This window comes from Gilliamella sp. LMG 34362, assembly GCF_984569125.1.
The window spans coordinates 1,357,027-1,379,694 of sequence record NZ_OZ474902.1; the positions used below are offsets into that span (position 1 = coordinate 1,357,027).

25 protein-coding genes and 1 tRNA gene are annotated in these 22,668 nt (G+C 33.3%); 11 read left to right on the plus strand and 15 right to left on the minus strand.

Going from position 1 to position 22,668, the window contains the following annotated elements:
• Window positions 1-22: 22 nt before the first annotated feature.
• The 7 genes from plsY to AC5LWZ_RS06260 all read left to right on the plus strand — a co-directional run bounded on the left by plsY (window position 23) and on the right by AC5LWZ_RS06260 (window position 4,959).
• Window positions 23-622 carry a glycerol-3-phosphate 1-O-acyltransferase PlsY gene (gene plsY, locus AC5LWZ_RS06230; RefSeq protein WP_493463271.1) on the plus strand — a complete coding sequence of 200 codons (600 nt, stop codon included), beginning with the start codon at window positions 23-25 and terminating at the stop codon, window positions 620-622.
• A 200-nt stretch (window positions 623-822) separates the two neighbouring features.
• Window positions 823-1,428 carry a recombination mediator RecR gene (recR, locus tag AC5LWZ_RS06235; RefSeq protein WP_198192101.1) on the plus strand — a complete coding sequence of 202 codons (606 nt, stop codon included), beginning with the start codon at window positions 823-825 and terminating at the stop codon, window positions 1,426-1,428.
• 86 nt (window positions 1,429-1,514) lie between these two features.
• Window positions 1,515-2,333 carry a pyridoxal phosphatase gene (locus AC5LWZ_RS06240; RefSeq protein ID WP_110447972.1) on the plus strand — a complete coding sequence of 273 codons (819 nt, stop codon included), beginning with the start codon at window positions 1,515-1,517 and terminating at the stop codon, window positions 2,331-2,333.
• Window positions 2,334-2,352: 19 nt separating this feature from the next.
• Window positions 2,353-3,063, plus strand: coding sequence for a tRNA pseudouridine(65) synthase TruC (gene truC / locus AC5LWZ_RS06245; protein ID WP_198199718.1), 711 nt, complete (start codon window positions 2,353-2,355; stop codon window positions 3,061-3,063).
• Window positions 3,064-3,289: 226 nt separating this feature from the next.
• Window positions 3,290-3,703 (plus strand): DUF4878 domain-containing protein, encoded by a 414-nt coding sequence (locus AC5LWZ_RS06250; RefSeq protein WP_110447970.1) that lies wholly within the window; start codon window positions 3,290-3,292, stop codon window positions 3,701-3,703.
• Window positions 3,704-3,822: 119 nt separating this feature from the next.
• Window positions 3,823-4,269, plus strand: coding sequence for a DUF4878 domain-containing protein (locus AC5LWZ_RS06255; protein ID WP_198221495.1), 447 nt, complete (start codon window positions 3,823-3,825; stop codon window positions 4,267-4,269).
• An 81-nt stretch (window positions 4,270-4,350) separates the two neighbouring features.
• Entirely contained in the window at window positions 4,351-4,959 is a 609-nt protein-coding gene (locus AC5LWZ_RS06260; protein WP_086360070.1) for a C40 family peptidase, read from the plus strand.
• Between the two features lie 156 nt (window positions 4,960-5,115).
• Here AC5LWZ_RS06260 and AC5LWZ_RS06265 read toward each other — a convergent pair whose 3' ends face one another.
• The 7 genes from AC5LWZ_RS06265 to AC5LWZ_RS06295 form a co-directional block, all read right to left on the minus strand.
• A complete protein-coding gene (locus AC5LWZ_RS06265; RefSeq protein WP_493463272.1) occupies window positions 5,116-6,180 on the minus strand; it encodes a tyrosine-protein phosphatase in 1,065 nt (354 codons plus the stop codon).
• Window positions 6,181-6,189: 9 nt separating this feature from the next.
• Window positions 6,190-7,005, minus strand: coding sequence for a PTS system mannose/fructose/sorbose family transporter subunit IID (locus AC5LWZ_RS06270; protein WP_198199724.1), 816 nt, complete (start codon window positions 7,003-7,005; stop codon window positions 6,190-6,192).
• On the minus strand, window positions 7,002-7,799 hold the full coding sequence (locus tag AC5LWZ_RS06275) for a PTS mannose/fructose/sorbose/N-acetylgalactosamine transporter subunit IIC (RefSeq protein ID WP_110447965.1): 798 nt from the start codon (window positions 7,797-7,799) through the stop codon (window positions 7,002-7,004). Before AC5LWZ_RS06275 ends, AC5LWZ_RS06270 begins: the two co-directional genes overlap by 4 nt.
• Before the next feature lie 42 nt (window positions 7,800-7,841).
• On the minus strand, window positions 7,842-8,315 hold the full coding sequence (locus AC5LWZ_RS06280) for a PTS sugar transporter subunit IIB (RefSeq protein ID WP_110447964.1): 474 nt from the start codon (window positions 8,313-8,315) through the stop codon (window positions 7,842-7,844).
• Window positions 8,316-8,326: 11 nt separating this feature from the next.
• Complete coding sequence (locus tag AC5LWZ_RS06285; RefSeq protein ID WP_493463273.1) at window positions 8,327-8,758, minus strand: PTS sugar transporter subunit IIA; 432 nt, start codon at window positions 8,756-8,758, stop codon at window positions 8,327-8,329.
• Between the two features lie 198 nt (window positions 8,759-8,956).
• The gene (locus AC5LWZ_RS06290; protein WP_198247149.1) at window positions 8,957-9,808 is read right to left on the minus strand and encodes a MurR/RpiR family transcriptional regulator; all 852 of its coding nucleotides are present in this window, start codon (window positions 9,806-9,808) and stop codon (window positions 8,957-8,959) included.
• A 246-nt stretch (window positions 9,809-10,054) separates the two neighbouring features.
• On the minus strand, window positions 10,055-10,351 hold the full coding sequence (locus AC5LWZ_RS06295; protein WP_110447961.1) for a DUF6694 family lipoprotein: 297 nt from the start codon (window positions 10,349-10,351) through the stop codon (window positions 10,055-10,057).
• A gap of 397 nt (window positions 10,352-10,748) precedes the next feature.
• Here AC5LWZ_RS06295 and AC5LWZ_RS06300 point away from each other — a divergent pair.
• The 3 genes from AC5LWZ_RS06300 (at window position 10,749) to AC5LWZ_RS06310 (ending at window position 11,791) form a co-directional block, all read left to right on the plus strand.
• Window positions 10,749-10,822 (plus strand) — tRNA-Cys (locus AC5LWZ_RS06300).
• A 113-nt stretch (window positions 10,823-10,935) separates the two neighbouring features.
• Window positions 10,936-11,376, plus strand: a complete 441-nt coding sequence (locus tag AC5LWZ_RS06305; RefSeq protein ID WP_493463274.1) for a hypothetical protein — start codon at window positions 10,936-10,938, stop codon at window positions 11,374-11,376.
• Window positions 11,377-11,590: 214 nt separating this feature from the next.
• Window positions 11,591-11,791 (plus strand): thermostable hemolysin delta-VPH, encoded by a 201-nt coding sequence (locus tag AC5LWZ_RS06310; protein WP_493457268.1) that lies wholly within the window; start codon window positions 11,591-11,593, stop codon window positions 11,789-11,791.
• A 23-nt stretch (window positions 11,792-11,814) separates the two neighbouring features.
• On the opposite strand, the gene AC5LWZ_RS06315 is transcribed toward AC5LWZ_RS06310, so the two are convergent.
• From AC5LWZ_RS06315 to AC5LWZ_RS06325, 3 genes are all read right to left on the minus strand, one after another.
• A complete protein-coding gene (locus AC5LWZ_RS06315; protein WP_110447958.1) occupies window positions 11,815-12,963 on the minus strand; it encodes a sugar diacid recognition domain-containing protein in 1,149 nt (382 codons plus the stop codon).
• A 199-nt stretch (window positions 12,964-13,162) separates the two neighbouring features.
• Window positions 13,163-14,308, minus strand: a complete 1,146-nt coding sequence (locus tag AC5LWZ_RS06320) for a glycerate kinase family protein (protein ID WP_198247151.1) — start codon at window positions 14,306-14,308, stop codon at window positions 13,163-13,165.
• 17 nt (window positions 14,309-14,325) lie between these two features.
• Window positions 14,326-15,630 (minus strand): GntP family permease, encoded by a 1,305-nt coding sequence (locus tag AC5LWZ_RS06325; protein ID WP_110447956.1) that lies wholly within the window; start codon window positions 15,628-15,630, stop codon window positions 14,326-14,328.
• A 429-nt stretch (window positions 15,631-16,059) separates the two neighbouring features.
• Here AC5LWZ_RS06325 and trhP point away from each other — a divergent pair, with 429 nt between their 5' ends.
• Window positions 16,060-17,397 (plus strand): prephenate-dependent tRNA uridine(34) hydroxylase TrhP, encoded by a 1,338-nt coding sequence (gene trhP, locus AC5LWZ_RS06330; protein WP_493464180.1) that lies wholly within the window; start codon window positions 16,060-16,062, stop codon window positions 17,395-17,397.
• Window positions 17,398-17,484: 87 nt separating this feature from the next.
• Here the strand turns inward: trhP and proA are convergent, their stop codons facing one another.
• From proA to gpt, 5 genes are all read right to left on the minus strand, one after another.
• On the minus strand, window positions 17,485-18,738 hold the full coding sequence (gene proA / locus AC5LWZ_RS06335; RefSeq protein ID WP_493463275.1) for a glutamate-5-semialdehyde dehydrogenase: 1,254 nt from the start codon (window positions 18,736-18,738) through the stop codon (window positions 17,485-17,487).
• A gap of 10 nt (window positions 18,739-18,748) precedes the next feature.
• Window positions 18,749-19,279, minus strand: a complete 531-nt coding sequence (locus AC5LWZ_RS06340) for a hypothetical protein (protein ID WP_493463276.1) — start codon at window positions 19,277-19,279, stop codon at window positions 18,749-18,751.
• Between the two features lie 437 nt (window positions 19,280-19,716).
• A complete protein-coding gene (gene proB, locus AC5LWZ_RS06345; protein WP_198221483.1) occupies window positions 19,717-20,826 on the minus strand; it encodes a glutamate 5-kinase in 1,110 nt (369 codons plus the stop codon).
• A gap of 26 nt (window positions 20,827-20,852) precedes the next feature.
• On the minus strand, window positions 20,853-22,109 hold the full coding sequence (gene frsA / locus AC5LWZ_RS06350; protein ID WP_181414667.1) for an esterase FrsA: 1,257 nt from the start codon (window positions 22,107-22,109) through the stop codon (window positions 20,853-20,855).
• A gap of 29 nt (window positions 22,110-22,138) precedes the next feature.
• Entirely contained in the window at window positions 22,139-22,570 is a 432-nt protein-coding gene (gene gpt, locus AC5LWZ_RS06355; protein ID WP_232350129.1) for a xanthine phosphoribosyltransferase, read from the minus strand.
• Window positions 22,571-22,668 lie beyond the last annotated feature (98 nt).

Sequence of the window (22,668 nt, forward strand, 5' to 3'; positions counted from 1 at the left end):
CGGTAACCATAGGAGAGTTATTTTGACATTACAAATTATATTAATGATCATCATTGCTTATCTCTGTGGTTCACTGTCTGGCGCTATGATTATTTGCCATGTGATGAAGTTACATGATCCTTCCTTGCATGGCTCTCATAATCCGGGCGCAACCAATGTATTAAGAATTAATGGCCGTTTACCTGCCGTTATCGTATTAATATTTGATATGTTAAAAGGAGCGATTCCTGTTTATATTGCTTATCGACTAGGGATATCACCTTTCTTTTTAGGCATAATTGGTATTTCAGCTTGTCTTGGTCATATTTTCCCTTGCTTCTTTGATTTTCGTGGTGGTAAAGGCGTTGCGACTGCTTTAGGCATGATGGCGCCTATTGGACTTGATTTTACTGGTTGTTTTCTCTTAACGTGGTTTTTGGCGTTAATTATTACTGGCTATTCATCAGTGGCTGCAATTGCCGGCTTTCTTTTTGCGCCTTTATTTGTCTGGTTTTTCAAGCCCGAATTGACGTTACCTGTGACAATGCTCTCTTGCTTAATCATTATTCGTCATAGTAGTAATATTATGCGACTATTTAAAGGTGAAGAGCCAAAAAGCTATACTAGGCATAACAAAAAATAGCTTAATGGGATATTTATTTTTAACAGCTAATCATTATTAATGATGAAAATTTAAAAAGTATAAAACAAGTAATTTCACGTTAGATTTCTTAAAGTTTAATTAATTTGGAATTGAAATAATAGAATATTTCTTGTTTTATACATAATTGAAACAAGGTATTATTGATTAATTATTATAACTATATGGTAACAAAATAATTCATGCAAATCAGTCCTTTACTCGAATCACTTATTAGTGCACTGCGCTGTTTACCTGGTGTTGGTCCAAAATCAGCACAACGAATGGCTTATCATCTATTACAACGAAACCGTCAAGCAGGACTTCATTTAGCTCATGAGTTAAATGAGGCAATGAATAACATTGGCCATTGTAAAGCATGTAGAACTTTTACTGAGCAAGAGATCTGCACTATTTGTGCTAATGTTCGCCGTCAAAGTAGTGATCAGCTCTGTGTGGTTGAATCTCCAGCAGATATTTTTGCCATTGAGCAAACTGGGCAGTATAGTGGTCGTTACTTTGTTTTACTTGGCCATTTATCGCCACTAGATGGCATTGGACCAAGCGATATTGGTCTTGATTTACTAAAAAACCGATTAGCGTCAGAATCAATTCATGAGGTTATTTTAGCAACCAATCCAACAGTTGAAGGTGATGCAACAGCTAATTACATTGCTCATATGTGTAATGAGTTTAATATCGTTGCGACTCGTATTGCCCATGGCGTTCCTGTAGGTGGTGAACTTGAAATGGTGGACGGAACTACCTTATCGCATTCATTTGTTGGTCGACAAAAGATAGACTTTTAGGGTTATTTTATGGTTAATCGCAATAGATAAATAGATTATTTAGTAAATATTCGTGGATTTCAGCAAAAATTAGAAAGAGAGATGTTATGAAATATAAAGCAGTTGCTTTTGATATGGATGGTACTTTACTGGCGAGTAATCGTTTAATCCTTCCTGAAACAGTAGAGATGATCCAAAAAATTATGGATAAAGGCATTAAAGTTATTTTAGTCTCTGGTCGTCATCATACGGTAATACATCCTTATTATTATCAACTCAAATTATCAACACCGGCAATTTGTTGTAATGGATCTTACTTATATGATTTCAAACAACAACAAAATTTTGCTGCAAAACCGATGACTAAACAGCAAGCAAAAACTTTATTGAACTTAGTCAATCAGTTTGGTATTCATACCATGATTTACACAGATCAAGTTATGAATTATGAAATTCTTGATGATCATTTAGAAGGATTCTTTGGATGGTTGAACTCATTACCAGAATTTTTACAACCAGAAGTTAAAAAAGTTGATAATTTTGAACAAGTCATTGAACAGGCCAATATGATTTTCAAATTTGCTACCAGTAGCCATAATTTATCTGCCTTAAAACAATTTTCAGATGCAGTTGATGCACTTGAAGAGTTTTCTTGTGAATGGTCATGGTCGAATCGTGCCGATATTGCAGTTAAAGGTAATACAAAAGGCAATGGATTAAAACATTGGGCTGAACATGAAAATATTAAACTAAGTGAAATCGTTGCTTTTGGTGATAGTTATAATGATATTAGTATGTTTGCTATTGCAGGACTAGGTATTGCTATGGGTAATGCCGATGATGAAGTTAAAGCCAAAGCTAGTTATACGATTGGCGATAACAATAGCCCTAGTATTGCTAATGAACTTGAAAAATTATTTTTATAGTCAAATAGGTTAATTAAGCATGGTTTTTGAGGTTCTTTATCAGGACAATGATTTAATAGCAATAAACAAGCCAGAAGGGTGGTTGGTACATCGTAGCTGGCTTGATAAAAATGAAACAGTGTTTGTAATGCAAACATTACGAGATCAAATAGGGCAACATGTTTATCCTATTCATCGTTTAGATCGACCAACCTCTGGAGTATTAATTTTTGCGCTATCTAGCGATATCGCTCGTTTATTATCACAACAGTTTGCTGAAAAACAGATTGAAAAAACTTATCATGCTATTGTACGAGGTTATGTTGATGGTGAAGATACTATTGACTATCCATTAGCTGAAGAGTTAGATAAAATTGCTGATAAATTTGCCAGCAAAGATAAGCCAGCACAAGAAGCAATAACCTTTTATAAAGGCCTTAGTAAAATAGAATTACCTATCGCAGTAGGCAAATATTCAACAGCTAGGTACAGTTTTGTTGAGTTAAAACCGCAGACCGGTCGAAAACATCAATTACGTCGCCATTTAAAACATATTTTCCATCCAATTATTGGTGATAGTAAACATGGAGATCTCCATCAAAATCGTGCTTTTGGTTATTATTTCGGTGTTAAACGTCTTATGTTACATGCTAGCACTATCAAAATGATGCATCCCGTCACCCATGAACCATTAACTATCCATGCAAATTTAAGTGAAGAGTGGTTAACAATATTAAAAAAATTTAGATAAAGTTAATGGCTTTATTGATAATTAATTTCAATTTATTAGTGGTATTTAATTTTTTTATTTGCAAAACAAATTTTATTGCATTATCAACTGAGTTACTATAACCTTAAACCGCATATCTAAATCGTTAACAAGATTTGCAAAGCACTTATCTTCATGTTTTCAAAGTATTGTTAACATTTTCAGGCATTAATAATAATTAAATTTAGTAAATTATTTAGGAAAAACAATGAAACGATTAACTCAGTATGTAAGTATCTTCTTTTTAACTTTATTCGCTATTGCGTGTTCATCAGGTGAAAGCTCACCAGAAAAAGTCGCAGAAAAATATGTATCAGCTATTTATAGTGGCGATGCAGATGCTGTAATAAAAATGATTTATATTCCAGAGGAAGACAAATCTTCAGGTGCTAGCACAATGATTACCGGTAAATTGCAAGACGGAGCAAAAAGAGCTAAAGCTTATGCTGAGGAACATGGCGGCATTGATAAAGTTGAATATCAACCAACTAAATATCTAAATGATGATAAAAGCCGTGCTATCATTGGAATAAATGTAATCTTCAAAGATAATGCTAATAAAAATGAAGACCTTAAATTAACCAAAGTTGATGGTAATTGGTTTATTGAAGTCGGTTTTTAGTTTTTAACATCACAATTTTGGTTGTTTAAATATACAGGAAAATAAAGGTTATTTTACTTTTTTGTAGTTAAATAAATATAGGAACATATTGAATACAATATCAAATAGGGAAATACAATATGAAATTGTTAGTTAAATTTTTAAGTGTATTTTTGTTAGCTTTAATGCTTACCGCCTGTTTTTCAGATGACAATACGCCTGAAGTGGTAGCTGAGAAATTTATTAAAGATGCTTATAGTGGCGATATTGAAGGTACTTTTGATGCTTTATATGTTCCTTATTTCCATATTCCTGGTGCTGTATATATTCCTAATGAATTAAAAACCAAAGGTGTAGATGTTAACGATTTAATAAAAAGTAAATTGAAAATTGCTATCGACAAAGCAGTTGCTACTACAAAAGAAAATGGTGGTATTGATCGAGTAGAATTATCTAACACCGAATATAATAATGATCACACTAGAGCTAATATCAAAACAACCATTATCTTTAAAAATGGAACTGATAATAAGTCAGATTTTTCATTAATAAAAGTTGATGGTAAATGGTTAATTAATATGGAATAGCTCTTATAATTATTTGATAATTTAAAAAGACGAGTCTCATCTTTGAACTTTTTAAATTAATAATGAAAAAATTCAAACTTTATGAAATTTTCCTATTATATTTTTATTCTTTTTCTTTTTATAAAAAATCCAGTTTATGCTCAAGAATCAGCAAATTCCGATAATTCCTATAAAGAAAAGAGTTCATTAATTAATGTTGGGGATTGGATTTTTCGTAGTGGTGTTCAGACAGATAGTCTTATTGTAAAAAAACTTGATGGCGGTATATTTTCTCATATAGGCATGGTTGTCGCGATTGAACCGGAAATAAAAGTTATTCATGCCACGACTACTGATGATGAAAATATTCCAAATCAAGTTATTATTTCAAGTTTGGCTGACTTTACTGCTCCAGAATTAGCTGAGAAATATGCCATAGCGCGGCCAAACTTTTTAACAGACGAGCAAAAGTCACAAATTATTGCCGAGCTGTTAACTAAACAAGGAGAGGTGTTTAAACTGGCTTCTCGTGAGGAAGACCATTTATATTGTACTACGTTATTGTATGACGTTATTATCAAATATAAATCTGATTTTAACCCAGAATGGAAATATGCTAATTTCCCTTTATTGCGTGGTCATTATCTATTTCCGAGCGCTTTTGCCAATTATTCTGATATCACTTGGATATATAGTTATCCGGACAACTAAATAATTAATGCTGGAAGGTTTATAATAAAATCACGTTTAATTAGTCACGGTTCAGTTCGTTTATTATTGAAAAATTGCCTCTGACAAAGCAAATAAGAGAATAGATTTAAAAAAAGCGTAATGGAATAATTACGCTTTTTGATAGAGGTTATTAAGTTAAGATTCTAGATAAATAGCCTGCATTTTTTCAAAATCTTGATCGGTGAAACCAAGTTCTTGTTTAATATAATTGCTTGGTGTTCCAGCAACTTTTTTCATCGTATTAAGTATTTCTAATACGAAACTTTCACGAGTATCAATTAGACTTAGCAAATATCCTAAAACATCCTCATTATCGGTTATTTGTCGATAAGCTTCCATTTTTATTTTATTACGTTCTAAACGGTTATCGTGAGTAAGCATATAGTCATAAATAATATCTGATTCAGATACACCTAACATTATCTGGATAAGTAATACGCCATAGCCAGTCCTATCTTTACCTCCACGACAGTGTTGAATACTTGGACTATTGTTGCCATCTAATACTACTCTTAGCATTTGTCGATAAGCATTTTTCGACTTTTCACTCAATACAAAGTTACGATATTGCTCAAGAACTTGGATGCCTTCGCCATTGACTAATTCTTTCGGAATATCTCTCAACACACTCTCAATTAAAGCTCGATCTTCATTGCTGGGATCGGCTGCAAATTGGGCTGCAAGTTCTGCTGTTTGTGCTGAAGCATCAAAATTAAAGGTTTGCTTTTCACCAATTGAAGAATTTGGACTAGTTTTAATTTCATTTTCACAACGATAATCTATAATCGTTTGAATGTTTAATGTTTTAATATATTGTTGCGCATCTGGTTTTAAACCATGAAGATGATTAGAACGGTATAATAATCCCCATTTTACCCGTTTCCCATTTGCACCAATATAACCACCAAAATCACGGAAATTATTTAGACCTGTAATTGGTAAAGTTCGTTCAGCAACTAAATATGAGAAATCATTACCAATTTGTAAAATCAGATAAATACGACGTTTTGCTTGTAAAGGATCTTCAAAACTAAACGGCGATTTTATATCTTCACTGATTAATGTTTTATTTGTTGTATTAACATTTGCTTCTTCAGTCCAGTATAAATCTACACGATGATCTGAATTGTTTTCAAATGAGACAGTTAATTGACCTTGCTTATTGCGGTTTAATGAAGCTGTTTTAATTTTAACTACCATATTTATTCCTTACTTTAAAATACCAAACATTGAAAATATTACCCCAATCACCATTACCGCCAGTATTAAGCTAACTGTGTATTTTCCTTGAAACTTCCTAACGATGAAGAATGTGGCTAATGCAAAAAGTAAGGTTAAAAAATTTGGCATGACTTTATCGAACATTTCTTGGACTTTAATCGATTGTTCGCCAACACTAATTGTTAGGGGGGTAGCAACGTTGACCGTTGATGCAATGAGCGAGCCTAAGACCATGACACCAACAACATTAGCCAAGTTACTTATTCTTTGAATAATATTTGAATTTTTTGATTGCTCAATTAAATCTACACCCTTGTTATAGCCATAATGAATAAAGAAATATTTGCTTAATACATTAACAAGGTTATAAATTAAAAACATTAATATAGGACCAATGATATTGCCTTGCAACGCGAAAGCAGCGCCAATACTGCCGCAAATTGGCATCCAAGTGAATTTAAGTAAACTATCACCTAAACCTGCAAAAGGGCCCATTAAACCAGCTTTAACAGAGACTACCGCATCTTTTTCTTCTTCACTGGTTTTCTCTTCCATTGCAGCGGTAACCCCTAAAATTAACGCACCAGCATTAATTTGAGTATTAAAAAATTCTAAATGACGCTTCATTGCACGGATACGCGTTTCTTTATCAGCATCCTTATAAAGGCGATCTAATACTGGGGCCATACAATGGGCAAATCCTATCATTTGCATTTTTTCATAGTTATATGAAAATGACATGGTTTGTAGGTTCCAAAAGATACGATTTAGATCTTTTTTAGTAATTTTATGTAGAGTACTCATAGATCATATTCCTCTTCAGTGTTGCTATTCATTGATGTTTGGTTATCGGATGATTCATTATTATTACTGGTTCTGCCATTAGTTGATGCCATGTCATATAAGACTGCGAAAGCTAGAGCAATAAATGTCACTGGAATAATTGGTAATTTTAAATAGGTTGTTAGCATGAAACCTAATAGGAAAAAGAACCACATTCTGCCTTTGAGTAACATCAGTAATAAAATACAAATACCTACTGCTGGAATTAATTTGGAAGCAACGCCCATACCATCAATGATACTTTTTGGAATCGCATCTAAAATAGTTTTAACTAAATCACTACCAAAATAAATTGCAATAAAACATGGAACAGCTCGAATTAAAAACCAAAGTGGTGTTGAGAAAAAGTGAACTTTAGCCAGCGCTTTATAATCACCATTTAAAACAGAACGTTCTGCCCAAGGATTTAAAAAACAGGCAAATGAGCGCCATATAATAAGCAATTGTTGGCATAACAATGATACAGGTACGCCTAATGCAATACCGGTAGCAATACCTCCGCCAGTAGTAATACCTAGTGAAACCCCGATAATGGCACCGGCAACAATGTCTGGTGCGGAATATGCACCTACGTTACCAATACCCATCCACATTAACTCTAGCGTGGCGCTAATTGCTAACCCTTGAACCATATCACCCATAATAATACCTGCAACGGTACCTGTTAATAATGGGCGACGTAACATCTGCGGACCAACATCATCCAATGAACAAATTCCCGCCCAAATGGCGACAAGAATAGCTTGCGTTAACATATGTTAACCTCCAAATTATAAATAAATACTTTCAAACATTATTTAGTTAAGTAGTGATTGCAGATCGACTATTGGATCTTTAGGAACCATCTGTACCTCAACTGGAATATTTTTAGCAATAAGGTTTTTGAATGCTTGTTCCTCTTCTGGTGTTACTGAAACCGCTCTTGATAATTGATGTCGACCATCTTGCATTCGCATACCACCCACATTCACTTTTTCCAGCGATAATCCACCTTCAACTAACGCATTAACATCAATACTATTTGTGAAAAGTAACATGGTTCTTTTTTTGATCGGGGTCTTTTTTAAAATTTCGATAAATTGTTGTACTCCAAACACTAAAACTTTTAGTCCAGGGGGTGCCGACATAGTGAGTACCGATTGCTGAACTTTATCACCAGCGACTTTGTCATTAATAACTAATACTTGTTCTATGTCATAGTTTTTTACCCAAGTAGTAATAACTTGTCCATGAATCAAACGGTCATCAATTCTTGCTACATTTATTGGCATTGGTCTTCTCCTTACAACTCATTAGATTGTTCTTGTTGAACATTTAGAATCTGCCGAACATCTTTACAGCTTTCAGGAAAAGTTTCCTCAATAGCTAATTTGGCATCATTTAATGTTCCTTCACGATTATTTAAAACTTCAAGTAATACTGGAATATTAAAACCACAAAATAGCAATACATCATCATGCGATATGAGCAGTTCAGCGGCTAGATTACAGGGCGTTCCTCCCATAATATCTACCAATATAATTACGCCATTGCCTTGATTAAGTTTTTTATAACTACTTTGCATTTCCTGACGTAAATTATCGATATTACTATCAATTAAAACTGATATAACATGAACATTGTCTTGTTCGCCCATAAGCATTTGAGCACACTCTAAAGCGCCTTGAGCAAATGGACCATGACTAGCTAAAATGATGGGTAAAGGATGTGGCATAAAAATTTCCTTATTATGTAATTTTATTACTAAATATTGTTATTTATTTAGTAATAAAATTACATCTACAAAGGCAAATAGTCATCTATTTTTTAAGAAATTTTTATAATTTTGTGAACAAGATCAAATTTATGCAAAGAAAGAGGGAAGAGGTAACCAACAAGTTTGTTCTCATGACTAGTATTTTATTTTTGGAGATTATTTTGTTGTTTTTGCCGGATATTTACGCTTTTCTCTGTTTTGAGTTTGTAATAGTAATCGTTCGTCATATTGACGAATAAATAAGTTAGTTAAGAGCATATTTACAACAGATATTTGTGATATTTTAGAGCGTATCGGTATTAACCTTGAAGCATGCTCCATAGAAGTAGTATGTAAAACAAAGGTAGCTAAGGATGAAATTTGGCTTTGTCCCATTTTGGTAATAGCAATAGATGGAACCAAAGATTGATCGGCTAGTTTTAGTAATTCAACACAATCAGGTGTTTCTCCTGAATGTGAAATAATAATGACAAGATCATTCTTATCTAATGTACTGATAAGACTACGTGTAACGTGAGCATCGAAGTGACAATTGACATCTTTCTTTATTTTAATTAGTTGATATTCAAGTTCTTTACCAACTAAACCACTACTGCCTACACCAAATATAACTATTTTTTGACAATTAATAATTAAATCAATTGCATTATTGAGTGCATGAATATTAACAATGGAGTGAGTTTCATCGATTGACGACTTTTCCATCGCTTGGACTTTACTATTAACATCAGCAAGAGAATCATTCAAATTGATATCATCTTGTAATATTTCATTATTAAGTTTTTTAGGGATTGAGCCAATAAGGTCGACCTTAAAATCACTGAATCCTTTATATCCTAATTTATTACATAGACGTAATATAGTTGTGGTGCTTACGTGATTGAGTTTTGCTAACGTTTGAATACTCATATTCTTGAGCGCTTGGGTATTTTCAATAATAAAATAAGCAACTTTAAGTTCTTTAGTTGATAAGTCCTTTTTTACTTCTCTAAGCTTTAACTCAATCACTAGACACCTCAAATGTACTGTTATATTTCTGCAAGTATATAAAATTTAGTCAGGAAATTAAAAAAAATTAATATTTAAAGTCTAAATTATATACAAATTAAATTGCCATTATCAAAAGTAATTAAATTAAAATAATGGTAATTTTTCTTTATCTCGATAACTATTTTAAGAAAAATTTACTCAATGAGGTTAAGTTTATTTATAAAAAAACCCGCTAATGCGGGCTTTAGAACTAATTAGATAAGATTATTTATCAAATTCGCTAATAATTTCTTTAGCTGTTTTACCATTAAGTTTGTTTTTGAGATCTTCTTTTACTTTCGCTTCATCACCAGCATTGTCTGGATTAGTTGCCGCTGCAGCTGTTGCTTTAACAATAGCACGCGCGAAAGCAATTTTATCTGCATCACTTAATTTTTCACTAGCTTTTTTAACAGAACTAGTAAAAGTATCTTGTGTGGTAAAATCAATTTTAGCTGCATCATCACCACAACCAATTAACGCAAAACTTAATAATGATACTGCTAATAGTTTTTTAAACATTTCCTTTCCTTAAAAATAAATATTATTAAATGCAGAGCTATTTTTATACTAAAAGAGTTAATTTTCAAGCAATAAATGCATTTTAATTGAAAATAATCTATTACTTTATCTATTTAAATTTAAAAGTTGTGAGTTAGGTCAAATTTTTGTTTTTTATCAAAAATAAGATTTCTTCTTGATATTGTGTCTGATTTTACATTTGAAAAGCCTGTTCCTTAAAATTTTTTTGATTTTAAGGGTAAAAAAGCTATGTAAATTAAGATTATTGTTTTTATTTATGTCCGATAATTAGGACATTTTAAATATTCTATGCGACTGCTGTATTTATAACCTATTAAAACTTGACGATAAGGTAAGCCAATGCTAATATTTGCCACCTATTCAGATAGACCTCATCGGCGCGTTGGCAGAGTGGCCATGCTGCGGATTGCAAATCCGTCTACCTCGGTTCGACTCCGGGACGCGCCTCCATAAAAAACAATAAGTTACCCACAATACTTCCTCGAATAAAGTACCAAATCAATAGAGAAAATTATTTTTTATATGATATAGTTAATGATAATTATAGCGAATTGAGTATTATTATGACGGTAGAAAAACTTCGATATTGGTTATCATTTATTATTGCTGCAGTAGCAGTTTTCTTTTTTATGAATCAATTTGGCCTATTTGATAAAAATATTGAAAAACTGTTATTTACCATGTCAAAAGAAATAAATAAAAATACCCCATATCAATTAGATCAGTTCACCATTTTAGATTCAACTACCGCATATAAAAATACAATAGTTTATAAAATGACAATTTTTAATGTTAATATTAAAGATTCAGAAATGGATTTCGTTAAAAATAAACTTTTTTTAACTGTAAGAAACCTTCTTTGCACTGAAGAAAGTACAAAAAAAGCAATATCTAAAGGGGAGATTTTTAAATACATGTATAAAAAAGAAAATGGTAAACATTTATTTTCTTTTACTATAGATAGTAAAGACTGTTTAGAGATGTTAAAAGATGAATCAAAATAACCATTCTTTAGTAACCTTAAATCTGAATATCATCATTAAAATCCATTTGTAGTTCAGGCATTTTTTGTAATTGTAAAAATGTTTTCAATTTTTAGTGTTATTTATTAAATCGTTATTTAATTAAACAATCAAATAATAACTCATCATTTAGTATTGTTATTTATTGAATTATGTCCATTTATAGTGTTTATCAAAAAACAGGATAAGATAAAATATGGCTTATTTTAATTATCACGCCAAAGTCAAAAAACTGATCTCACAAGGCTATCTGGTTCGCTATGAGTTTGTCGATAATTGGAACGGTATCAAACCTGCATTAGTTTTATATTTTGACAATGCTAATCCAATGCCGATAAGGGAATATCGTTGGCAAGAATATCTCCCATTGATTAGTTCTGATGATCAATCGAAGTGATTTTTTGGGAGTGGTATATAAGGTTATTTATCGAGTTGTAATGCAATATAAAGCAGTACTCGATCGTCAAATTTTGACAAATCTAATCCAGTTAGTTTGGTTATATTGTTTAATCGATATTCTAATGTATTGCGATGTATGAAGAGGGCTTTTGCCGTATTATTGTTCTGTAAGTTATGGATAAACCAAGTTTCGAGAGTATTTTGTAATAAGCCGTTTGAATCAGACGCTTTTAATTTATTTAACGGTGAAAGTAACTCTTCAGCTTGCCAATCTTTATTTAAACCATCTAATAAAACAGGTAATATGAGATCTTGATAATAATAATTACGACAATGTGGAAATCTTTTTTTGCCGATTTCTAAGGCGGTTTTGGCTGTTTGATAAGATCTTGCTATGGTATCGTTACCTTGATGAAAATAATTTCCTAAAGATATTTTTATTTTAAATTGACTGAGCAGTTTTGCCTGACTAACTAACTTTTCTAATTTTGTTTTATGTTCTGTTAAATCCCATCGATTAAATTTATTTAAAGCAGGAAGTAATATAACAATTTCGGTTAGTGATTTTATCGCTACTAGTTTTGTTAATGTTTCGAGTTCATTTTGAATTTGTTGTAATTCACTCATTGCAGTTTGAATTCCAAGTTGGCCACTTTCGATTTCAATAATGACAGTTACATAGGATAAAGATAAATCAATGTTTAATTTTCGACTCCATTCAGTTATATTGGAGACAGTTTTGTCTGATTGAATTATCGATAATATAAACTCTTCTTTTAAACGATTATCTTGAGAGAGTTGATTGAGTAATAATGCTTGTTCCATCATCATCTCAGCCGTCATACTCACTAATTCAGCAAATTGGATAATTTTAGTTGGTTCACCCGTTACTCCAATCACACCAACAATTTCTTCTTTAAGTTTTAATGGAAAATTAACACCCGGTTTAACTCCTTTAAGTTTTTTTGCAGTTGGACTGTCAATTGTCACTACTCTGCCTTGTGATATGGCTAATACAGCACCTTCATGTAATTCGCCAATTCGTTCTAAATCACCACTACCGATAATTTCTCCCCGATTATTCATTATATTGACATTACAATTGATAATGCGCATGGTTTTATCAACAATCGATTGAGCAAGTATTGGAGAGATACTTTGAACTTTCATAGCAATAAACCTTTTTATTATAATCAAGTAATAATTTATATCGCATTGATAATAATTTTATTACTATGATTTTTTTGAAACCTGTTAAAATTTTTTAATTATAGCAAACTACAGAGCTTATACTTTATTCGTAAGATTTCATGATTGGGGAATAAAGAATAATCTTTTATTTCCCCATATTTTTAGTTGTCTAGAAATGTTAAATTTGAGCTATATTAATTAAGCGACCAATATTTTCACTGGTTCGTTCAATATTTTTAAACCCATCAGCCAATAGATCCTCAATTTTAGATATCGAAGGGATAATACCGAAAATGGCGTTAATACCTTCTGGATAAAGTTCCTCGATGTTTTCGCCAATCATTCCGGCTAATGCAATAACTGGAATATTGTGTTTTTGGGCCGTTTGGGCAACACCATAAGGTGTTTTACCGAATTTGGTTTGAAAATCAATCCCACCTTCACCAGTAAAACAAAAATCTGCGCCGATTAATTGATTTTCTAAATTACTATACTTGATAACAATATCGATGCCTTTTTCCATTTTACTATTGGTAAACGCCATTAATCCGGCACCTAATCCACCAGCGGCACCAGCACCTGGAATAGTTGCGACATCTTTATTTAGCTGAGATTTTATAATGGATGCATAATGCTGTAAGTTATCATCCAATTGTTTAATCATTTCAGATGTAGCCCCTTTTTGAGGCCCAAATACTCTTGAAGCTCCTTTTTCTCCACATAGAGGGTTAGTGACGTCACTAGCAACGATAAATTCAACTTTATCTAATTGAGGATTGACTTCAGATATATCAATTCTAGCTAAATGCTCTAATGCGCCGCCTCCTTTAGCAATTATCTGATTATTTTTATCATAAAACTTCACTCCTAAGGCTTGTGCCATTCCTGCGCCACCATCATTTGTGGCGCTACCACCAATACCTAAAATGATTTTTTTAATACCATGTTTTAAGCTGGCAAGGATTAACTCGCCCGTACCAAATGTTGTGGTAATCAATGGATTTCGTTGTTCTTTGGGTACAAGATGGATACCGCTTGCTGAGGCCATTTCAATGACCGCAGTAGTGTTATCACCTAGAATGCCATAATAGGCAGTGACTTTGTTACCAAGAGGACCTGTGACTTCACATGTATGTAATGTTCCATTAGTTGCGTCGACTAATGATTGTGTTGTGCCTTCACCACCATCAGCCATCGGTACATGAATATATTTAGCATCAGGAAAAACTTTTTTTAATCCAGATTCGATTGCCTGACATACCTCTTTTGCGGTTAAGCTTTCCTTAAACGAGTCAGGAGCAAGTACAAATGTTTTTTGTTTCATAAAAATTACTCTTAATATTACATAATAAATTGATAGAAAATTGTGGCAACGAGTGTCATAGTGCCACCAACCATAGCTTCATATGGGATCAATTTCATACGTTGTTTAATTGTCATATTCATACTACCACCAGTGACATGGAAGTAGTTCCCTTGTGGTAATGAATCAATAACAGTTGCACCTGTATGCATCATTACAGCTGCACTAATAGCCGGTATTCCTATGTCTGTAATGGTTGAACCAAAAGTCCCAGTTGCTAAAATAACGCCAGTAGAGGTTGACGCGGTGGCCGCTGCCATTAATACACCGGAAATTGGTGATAAGTAATAACCTGAGATGCCCATATAATCAATAATATTGATAACTTGAGTAGCTAAGTTTGATGAACCAATTAAACCAGCAATAGCCCCTGCACCGACAAGGATGAGTACGGTTGGTGTCATTTTTTCAATCCCGGATTTAGTATACATAGCAATGTTACGATGTTGCCCCATTGCTAACATACCGATGATTCCTGCAACGGGAAGTACATATAGCGCATCTATCTTTAAATTAGCTAATGCTTCAATATGAAAAATATTACCTATAGGGTTGATCATTAATAGCAAAATAGCAGTTACAGGTGCAACGATTGCTTTACTGAGAGAAGGATTGTTATTTTTTTGTTCTGCATCATTTTTTTGCAAAGCAACGACTTCTTCAATAGTTACTTTATCGCCTTTATTTTTGATTAATGAAGCAATTACAACAGTTGCAATTAAACCAAATAGTGCAGGGATAAAACCAGCTATCATTACATCACTTAGACTTAAATTGAACCCATTTGCAACCGCAATAGTATTAGGGTTAGGGGAAATAATATTGCCAGCTTTACCACCACCAGAAAGCGCTAATAATAATGCTAATCGAGAAATCCCCATTTTATTACCAACAGATAAAGCAATTGGCGCAACAATTAATACAGCAACCGGAATAAATACGCCTGATGCAGTAATAATACCGGTGGCTAGTGCTAAAGCGAGTAATGCCTTTTTTTCACCTAATTTTTTTACAACAGCTTGTGCGATTGTTTCAGCTGCGCCTGATTCCATCATCACGCCAGCTAAAATCCCTGCGGCTAATACTCTGATTACGGTTCCCATTATACTTTGTGTACCGGTAGTTAAAATCGAAATAGTTTGTACTAGATTTGCACCTCCAATAAATGCACCTATTATCGCACCAAAAAATAACGAATAAACTGGATTTATTCCGCGTAGAATTAAAAAAATAGCAAGAAAAAGTCCTATTATCGCTCCATACCAACTTATGAATTCAGTCATTTAAATTTTCCTCATTGCTTTTTATGACTATCAAAAAATATTGTTCTAATTTTATTATTGAATTTGTTTGCTAGGCTATGTGGTTTTGCACAAATGTGAGCAATAAAAGCTAAAAAATATTGGGCGTTATAATAGTTTTATGTGATATTAATCACAAATTTAGCGGATTTGTCTGTATAATTTTGTTTATGTTTTCATCGGATCTTTAAAAAAGAAATATTTCACAAGTTTTATTTAAACTTACGAAATAACGCCTTATTCAACAGATTATTATTCCTTATTTATAATTGAGATATTGTTGTTCCTTATTATGGTTACAATAAATTTGCCAATCTGATAGCTAAAGCGTAAAATGCCCATCCTATTTTGCTTAACCTATTACCTTATAAGGTAATACTGACTTGAAATCAGAGGCATTTTTTAATGACAATGTTATATCCAAAACCAGAATTACTTTCACCAGCTGGTTCTCTTAAAAATATGCGTTACGCATTTGCTTATGGTGCTGATGCAGTTTATGCCGGGCAACCACGCTACAGTTTGCGAGTGCGCAATAATGAATTTAATCACGAAAATCTCGCTATTGGTATCAACGAAGCCCATGCTCAAGGTAAAAAGTTTTATGTGGTAGTTAATATTGCCCCTCATAATTCAAAATTAAAAACCTTTATTCGTGATTTAGAACCAATTGTTAACATGAAACCCGATGCGTTTATCATGTCTGATCCTGGTTTAATCATGTTGGTTCGTGAACATTTTCCGGAAATGGAAATTCATTTATCCGTACAATCAAATGCGGTTAACTGGGCAACGGTAAAATTTTGGCACAAAATGGGATTAACTCGGGTGGTGCTATCTCGAGAATTATCTCTGGATGAAATTAAAGAGATCCGTGAAAAAGTACCAGAAATGGAACTTGAGGTTTTTATTCATGGTGCGCTATGTATGGCCTATTCAGGACGCTGCTTATTATCTGGTTATATTAATAAACGTGACTCAAATCAAGGTACTTGTACTAATGCTTGTCGTTGGGAATATAAAGTATCTGAGGGCAAAGAGGACGAAGTAGGGCAAATAGTCCATAAATGCGAGCCGATTCCTGTACAACAAGTTGAACCAACATTAGGTGTTGGTACAATAACCAATCAGGTCTTTATGTTAGAAGAATCTGGTCGTCCTGGCGAATATATGCAAGCTTTTGAAGATGAACATGGTACTTATATCATGAATTCAAAAGATTTAAGAGCAGTTGAATTAGTCGAAGATCTGACAAAGATTGGCGTACATTCATTAAAAATTGAAGGTCGAACCAAATCGTTTTATTACTGTGCTCGAACTGCGCAAGTCTATCGTCAAGCTATTGATGCCGCCAGTGAAGGTAAACCATTTGATCCACGCTTATTGGCGGAACTTGATTCTTTAGCTCATCGAGGATATACCGAAGGCTTTTTACGTCGCCATAAACATGAAGATATGCAAAACTATGTGCATAGTCATTCTGTATCTGATAGACAACAATTTGTTGGTGAGTTTAGTGGTCAACGTCTAAATGGCTTAGCTGAAATTATTGTCAAAAATAAATTTTCAGTAGGGGATAGTGTTGAAATGATGACCCCTAAAGGTAATACGACCTTTATTATTGAACGAATGGAAAATAAAAAAGGTCAACCGGTTCCGGCAGGACTTGGTGATGGTCACATTGTTTATATTCCAATCGCCGAAGATATTGATTTAAATTATGCGCTTTTAATGCGTAATTTTGATTAATCTATTTAACTTATATAACTATATAACTATATAACTATATAACTATATAACTAACTGTTCAGGTTTATGAACAGTTAGTTATTATCATTACTGACGAATTAAATCTTCGCCATAACCAATCCATTTATACGTCGTTAACGCTTCAAGGCCCATTGGTCCTCTGGCATGTAATTTTTGCGTACTAACTGCAACTTCAGCACCTAAACCGAATTGTGCACCATCGGTGAATCGGGTTGATGCATTAACATAAACTGCAGCAGCATCGACTAACTTAACGAATTGTTCTGCATTTACAAGGCTACGCGTTAAAATGGCTTCTGAATGACCACTACCATATTCGCGAATATGTTCCACCGCCAATTCCAATGAATCAACAATAACAATATTCAGATCTTTGGAAAGCCACTCTTGTCTTAGTTCATCATCCTCAACGGCAAAAACATTTGCCACTCCAGCATTCAAAATTTTATAAGCATCGGGATCAGCATACAATATCACCTGATTATCGGCCATGATTTGACTAAGTTTTGGTAAAAAAGTATTGGCAATTTCAGTATGAACAAGTAATGTTTCAACAGTATTACAGGTACTTGGTCGCTGAGTTTTTGCATTAAGTATTATTGATAGCGCTTTATCAAAATCAGCACTTTCATCGACAAAAATATGGCAAACACCAATACCACCAGTAATAACAGGTATGGTTGAATGTTCTCGACAAAGTTTGTGTAATGCTGCGCCACCTCGAGGAATAATCATATCAACATATTTATCAAGTTTAAGTAATTCAGTGACATATTTGCGATCAGGATTATCGATAGATTGAATTGCTGTTTCAGGTAGACCGACTTGTTTTAAAGCTTGCTGAATGATAGCTATAATAGCGGCATTGGTATTAACCGTCTCTTTACCACCACGTAGTATCGCTGCATTGCCGGTTTTTAAGCAGAGAGCCGCAATATCAATAGTCACATTTGGACGAGCTTCATAGATAACGCCAATCACACCTAATGGAACTCTGTGACGTTGTAACTTTAATCCGCTTGCTAATGTCGAACCATCAATAACTTGGCCAATTGGATCGGTTAAAGAAACAACATTTCTAACATCATTAGCAATAGATGATAATCGTTCGGAAGTTAATAACAGACGATCGAGTATTGCCTCAGTCAATCCTTGTTCTTTTGCCATAGCCATATCTTTCTGATTAGCATCAAGAATCTTATTAGCATTTAGTTCTAATAAATCGGCGATATGAGATAAAGCCTGATTTTTAATTTTTGTTGTGCATTGTGCTAATTGATATGAAGCAAGTTTGGCTGCTTTACCCATTTCGTTTATCATTGCTTAACCTTTATTGATTTTGTCCACAGAGTTTTTTAATAGATTGCATTTTTTCTAAATATAACTGCTTTTCTGACTCCAACATCATATTTAGGTCGATAACATAATCCTCAATAATATCGTTTGCCTTATATTTTATTATCATGGTATTAGGATTTTTTTCTGAGATATTAATAATATTCTTAAATAGGATACAGGTCATTTTATTTTTATCTTTTCTTTTTAAAAAGACATAAACAATAAAAAACAGGGTAAATAGGATAAGATCCGCAACGGTAAACTGACTATTCCTAATACTAATAAATGTTTTACCCAAAATGATATATTTTTCAGCCCATTGCAGTAACAAAAAAACAATCATTAATAATAAAATGAGACCGAGTTGAAAAGGGATTTCGATTATGTGAGAGAATATAAAGAATGCTATAAAGCAGGTAAGTAAAATTATTATAAGGGGTTCAATATATTTACGTCTATAAAAGACTAAATCCTGCTCATCTTTTTGCCATTTTTCGTGATAGCTATTAACTTCAATACTCAATTTTATAAGCCTTTTATCTTATTCATCTGTTTTTTTATTTATCGATAAGATAGGTAATCTATCCAGAACGCTATGTTATATATTAAATCATCAATATATTTTTGTAATTTAACTATGCATTTCTAATTTTACTAAAATAATTCCTCTAAACCCATTTGATTTACTATTGTATCGATTTTATTTTCTAAAGGAGCAGTTTGCTCGATTTTTCTAAAAGCTATTTTTAATGTAATAAAAACTTGTCTAGTTTTATTATAAATCATTTTGTATTATGAAAAATATAAACATGCCAATAATGACCTTATCTGATGTTGGCTTTTGCATAGTCAAAAGCCTGATTGTAGGCATTATTACTATTAATAAAAGATTATACTGAACACAACGCTATAGAGTAAGTTTTTGTAACGATTAGGCCGAATGTCTCTATTCTAAATCTATTATTTAATCAGCATATCATCTCGGTGTACGGCAACAGGACCATATTCATAGCCAATTATTTGGCTAATTTCTTGTGAATGATGTCCAGCTATTTGTCGTAATGCATCACTATTATAACGGCTGACTCCTCGAGCTATTTGTTTACCAGATTTATCACAAATATTAATGACTTCACCACGTGAAAAATCTTTTTCGACTGCGATAATGCCTTTTGGTAATAACGAACTACCATTATTTAAAATAGCATTAATCGCACCATCATCAAGTATCACTTTGCCTACGTTTGGTGCGCCATATAGCCAATGTTTACGATGTTCTAATGGGGTTTTTTGCGGTAAAAAACGGGTACCAACCGATTGATTATTGACTGCATCAACAATCACATTGGCTTTATTTCCTGCAGCTATAATTACTTCTATGCCAGCACTCCCGGCTACTTCGGCAGCTTGAATTTTGGTACTCATGCCACCGGTCCCTAAACCTGAAACACTATCACCTGCGATACTGCGCAGATCATCATTAATCTGAGTCACTTCTTTTATCAATTGTGCATTGCTATCGCTTCTTGGATCGGCGGTATATAAACCTTCGATATCGGTAAGTAATATCAATTTATCTGCTTCAGCTAAAATTGCGGCAAGTGCTGATAAATTATCGTTATCACCAACTTTAATTTCAGCAGTAGCGACAGCATCATTTTCATTAATCACTGGGACAATATTATTCTCTAGCATCGCTTTTAATACATCTTGAGCATTTAAAAAGCGTTCACGATCTTCTAGATCTGCGCGAGTTAATAGCATTTGTCCAATATAAATTTTATATATCGAAAACAGCTGTTCCCAAAGTTGAATTAATTTACTTTGACCGACTGAAGCAAGTAATTGTTTTGTGGCAACAGTATTGGGTAGGTTAGGATAGTTGAGGTATTCTCGACCAGCAGCAATAGCACCCGAAGTCACGATAATAATTTTATGACCAGTTTGATGTAAATAAGAACATTGTCGAATCAGTTCTACTATTCTCGCACGGTCTAACTGTTTAGTTCCTCCAGTTAAAACACTGGTACCGAGTTTAACAACGACAGTTTGTTGTTTTTTATTATTCATAACAATACTCTTATTTAAATTAGCTATTACAAAATAGACTCCATCCATTTAACTGATTGAGCAAAGGCGTTTTGTAAACCTTTTTGCAATGGTGTTTTGGGGATTGTGACAATTTTGCTTTGTTTTGCTGATTGAATTAATTTCGCTTCACTCAAATTACTTAATTTATCATCTTCAAAGATAATATTCATAACTGGTATAGGGCAAGAATGGGTTAATAATCCTTGATTCTTAAGAGAAAAATAATTCAATTCGGCTGCTAATTTTTGATTTGATACAGAAGTTAAACCTAAACGACTGGCTAGCATATCTTTATAGCTATTAGGTAGATTTTGTTGTAATGCCTTATCAACAAAGAGTTGGTGTACAAATGGAGTAAAATTAAATAACCCTTTAATTTTATTAGGCATTAGATAAGCAAGCCGTGTTGCAATATGTGAACCAAAGCGGAACCCAGCAACAATTACTCGATTGCTATCTACCCATGGAACCGATGATAGTTGTTCGATCACTGCTTGATGAATTTGGCTACTATTTTGGCTCAATACAAAATTACGACTATATCCAACGGTTGGTAAATCGACAGTTAACATAGCAAAACCTTGTGGAGCAAGATATTCACTAAAGTAACGATAATAATCAATTTGTAAATTACCTAAACCATTGCAGACTAAAACAACAGGACAAACTCCACTATTACTATTGTTTGGTAAATGCAAAATGGATTTAATAACCCGATTTTCAACTTTAAACTCTAACTGCTTGGTTGAATAAGGTGAATATTCAAGTGCCTTCATATACGATTGATAGGCACAGGTTTGAGCATACATCGCTAGCTCATCATTCTTAAAATGAGGATAACTGGCAATACTGGCGTATTCGCTGGCAATGAGATAATCCTGATATAAACTATTTTTCGATTCTTCAGTTAAATTAGATTGAGCAACATTATCAGCTTTAGCTTGCCACATTGCAGCTTGATTTAAAAACTCATATATCCAGTTGCCAGATTGATAACCAATAACTGAATCCAACCATTTATCATTAGTATGGCGCTTAGTTGAAATAGCGATTCTTGATAAAACCGCTTCGATTTCTAACTTAGGAAGACCGCGCCAATACCATAAAAGAGGGTTAATGATTCGATACCATTTTGAATCAATTTCACCATCAAGAGGACTAATACTGCTGCCATTGCTGCTATCAAGACGATTGATTAGCGACGATGTTTCAGGGTAGTCATATTGTGGTTTGAATATCTTTTCAGAAAGGTTTTCCGTCATAACCATAGCAACCTAATTATATTGAATCATTATTTATTATCACAGATTGGTTTAACAAACATGACACCAGTATCCCATGGTTGTTCAATCCATGTATCTTGTGCGATGTCAACAACATAATCATCAACTAATGGTTTACCAGCTGGTTTAGCAAAAATAGTGACGAAGTGAGCCTTAGGATACATTTCACGAATGGTATGTGCAGTGCTACCAGTGTCAACTAAATCGTCAACAACAATAAAGCCTTCGCCATCACCGTTTGCTTGTTTTAAAATTAATTTTTCACGTTGATGATCATGATCATAGCTAGAAATACAAACTGTATCGACATAACGAATACTAAGTTCACGAGCTAGAATAGCTGCTGGTACTAAGCCACCACGACTAACAGCGATGATGCCTTTCCATTGATTGGCGGGTAATAATCTCTCAGAAAGCTGACGACCATAAGCTTGTAACATTTCCCAAGTGACATTGAATTTTTTCTTCTCAGCGATAAGTTCTGCTTTATGCTGTTTTTTTGCTTTGATTTCTTCTTCTGTTAAAGTTTGTTCTATTG